The organism is Betaproteobacteria bacterium (genome assembly GCA_016791345.1).
GTDB lineage: Bacteria > Pseudomonadota > Gammaproteobacteria > Burkholderiales > JAEUMW01 > JAEUMW01.
This window is the reverse complement of record JAEUMW010000178.1, coordinates 1-2,597: the sequence shown is the minus strand read 5'-3', so window position 1 is coordinate 2,597 and position 2,597 is coordinate 1. Positions and strand designations below refer to the sequence as shown.

Annotated in this window: 3 protein-coding genes; all 3 read right to left on the bottom strand. The window is 63.7% G+C overall.

What is annotated here, in order from left to right; translation table 11 throughout:
• On the bottom strand, positions 1-914 hold a 914-nt coding region (gene tal / locus JNK68_06945; GenBank protein MBL8540093.1), incomplete at its 3' end, for a transaldolase.
• Positions 915-934: 20 nt separating this feature from the next.
• Positions 935-1,621, bottom strand: a complete 687-nt coding sequence (locus tag JNK68_06940) for an HAD family hydrolase (protein MBL8540092.1) — start codon at positions 1,619-1,621, stop codon at positions 935-937.
• A 40-nt stretch (positions 1,622-1,661) separates the two neighbouring features.
• Positions 1,662-2,597 (bottom strand): phosphoketolase (locus tag JNK68_06935; GenBank protein ID MBL8540091.1); only part of this gene is annotated, 936 nt, incomplete at its 5' end.

The window sequence follows — 2,597 nt, the reverse complement described above, 5'->3', positions numbered from 1 at the left end:
GCAGCGATCGGTGCGCCGACCTCGCCGTGATCGGCAAACGCCTTCAGCGTCCCCTCCGGCATCGTGTTGACCGTGTACGGCGCTGCCAGCACCTTGACGTAGAGGATGTCCGAAGCCTTCGGATCCTTCGTTCCGGTGCTTGCCATCAGCAGCCGCTGCGGTCGCCCGCCCGCGTTCATGACGCGGTGGTAGCGCGGCGTGGCGATGAGTTCGCAGTAGGCTTTGTACGCCTGCATGCCGACCGCGATGCCGAGCCGGTTGGTGAGTTCGGCCGGCACCTTGCCGGCCACCGCCACGTCCCAGCGGCTGATGAAGAGCGACGCCACCGAAGCCACGTCAGGGTTGAGTCCGGCTGCGATGCGCCGCTCGATGCCTCGCAGATAGGCCTCCGCCGCCGCGAGGTAGTGCTCGCGCGAGAAAAGCAGCGTCACGTTGATCGGCACGCCGGCGAAGATCGCCTCCTCGATCGCCGGCAGCCCTTCCTTCGTGCCCGGAATCTTGATGAACAGGTTGTGCCGGCCGGCCCGAGCGTGCAGGTCTTTCGCTTCGGCCAGGGTGGTCTTGGTGTCGTATGCGAGGAGCGGTGATACTTCCAGCGACACCCAGCCGTCGACGCCGGCCGTACGCTCGTGGACCGGGTGAAAGAGATCTGCCGCGGCGGTGATGTCTTCCAGTGCGAGTTCGAAGAAGAGCGCCTCGCCCGACTTGCCACCCTTCAGCAGGTCGCGGATCGCGTTGTCGTAGGAGGTGCTGCCCTTGACGGCCTGATCGAAGATCGTCGGATTCGACGTGAGCCCGGTGACCGACCATTCGTCGATGTAGCGCTTGAGCGTACCGCTCGTCAACAGGTCGCGCGTGATGTTGTCGAGCCAGAGACTCTGGCCGGCGTCGTGCAGCGCTTGCGTCGCTTTCATGTGCCACCTCTGAGAATCGGTTAACAGGCCGTCAGCGGACGGCCCGCAATGTAGGCGGGCAGATCGAGATCGAGCAACTCGCCGATGTGATCGACGCTCAGGTCCGCGGCGGGATAGCGTGCCACCACCTGCTCGCGTGCGAACTGCCCCTGGCGCGGGAAGATCGTCGTCACCCGCTCACCCCAGATCTGCTTGACCGCGGTGAGGATGCGCAGCTTGTCGTCCACCAGCACGTAGTGAGCGGCAGGATAACGGCGCGACACGTCATCGAGCGACTGCTCCTTGTGAATGTAGATGAGCACGTGGCCATCGACTGCGTCCGACAGGCCGGATCGCTCGACCTTGCGCGGCTGGAACACCACGTCGCCGTCCGAAAGGATAACCGTCCTTCCCCAACTCTGGAAGCGTTCGAGCACCTCAAACGCACCGGGAAACAACCGATCGCGAAACGGGTAATCGACGAGGAACGACGCCATCGACAGGAACTCGACCTCGTTCGGGTGCTCGCCACGGTACTGCTGCAGCGCACCAAGGTAGTCACGATAGCCGAGCCGGGCGAAGCGTTCCTCCTGGATGGTCCAGTAGCGGTCGCGGCAGGCCGGTCCGAACCGCTGCTCGAGGTGCTGTTTGATGTCCTGCTGCAGGCCGTCGTTGTCGAGCAGGGTGTTGTCGACGTCGACCAGAAACACGATCGGGTGCGAGGTCATGATCCGTTTTCGTGAAGCCACCGAGGATGCGCGCTTACCGTCAGTACGGCCAGGTCCAGTCCGCCATGTCGGCGCGATCGATGCCGTGCTCGTGCGCGTAGTTGCGGCATTCGATCTGCATGTTGCGGAACTTCTCCTTGGCGTGCGCACCGGCCACACGCAGCCGCGGCACGCGGTCGATCACATCGATGGCGAGGCTGAAGCGGTCGATCTGGTTGTTGATCGCGAGTTCGAGCGGCGTGTTGATGTTGCCGCGCTCCTTGTAGCCGCGCACGTGCAGGTTGTGGTGATTCGTGCGCCGATAGGCGAGGCGGTGGATCAGCCACGGATAGCCGTGGAAGTTGAAGATGACGGGGCGGTCGACAGTGAAAAGGCTGTCGAAGTCGCGGTCCGACAGGCCATGCGGATGCTCGGTATCGGGCTGCAGCTTGAAGAGATCGACAACGTTGACGAAGCGGATCTTGAGGTCGGGAAACTCGGCGCGCAGCAGGGCGGTCGCCGCCAGCGCCTCGAGCGTCGGTATGTCGCCGGCCGAGCACATCACCACGTCCGGCTCCTCGCCCTCGTCGTTGCTCGCCTGGCGCCAGATGCCGATGCCCTTGGTGCAGTGGATGATCGCCTGCTCCATATCCAGGTACTGCAGGTGCGACTGCTTGTCCGCCACGATGACGTTCACGTAGTTCTCGGAGCGCAGGCAGTGATCGGCCACCGACAGCAGGCAGTTCGCATCCGGCGGCAGGTAGATGCGGCACACGCGCGCGCTCTTGTTCACGACCACGTCGAGAAAGCCCGGATCCTGATGGGTGAAGCCGTTGTGATCCTGGCGCCAGACGGTGGAGGTGACGAGCAGATTGAGCGATGCGATCTCTTCACGCCACGAGAGATGGTTGCAGACCTCGAGCCATTTCGCGTGCTGGTTGAACATGGAGTCGATCACGTGCACGAAGGCTTCATAGGACGACAGGAAACCGTGGCG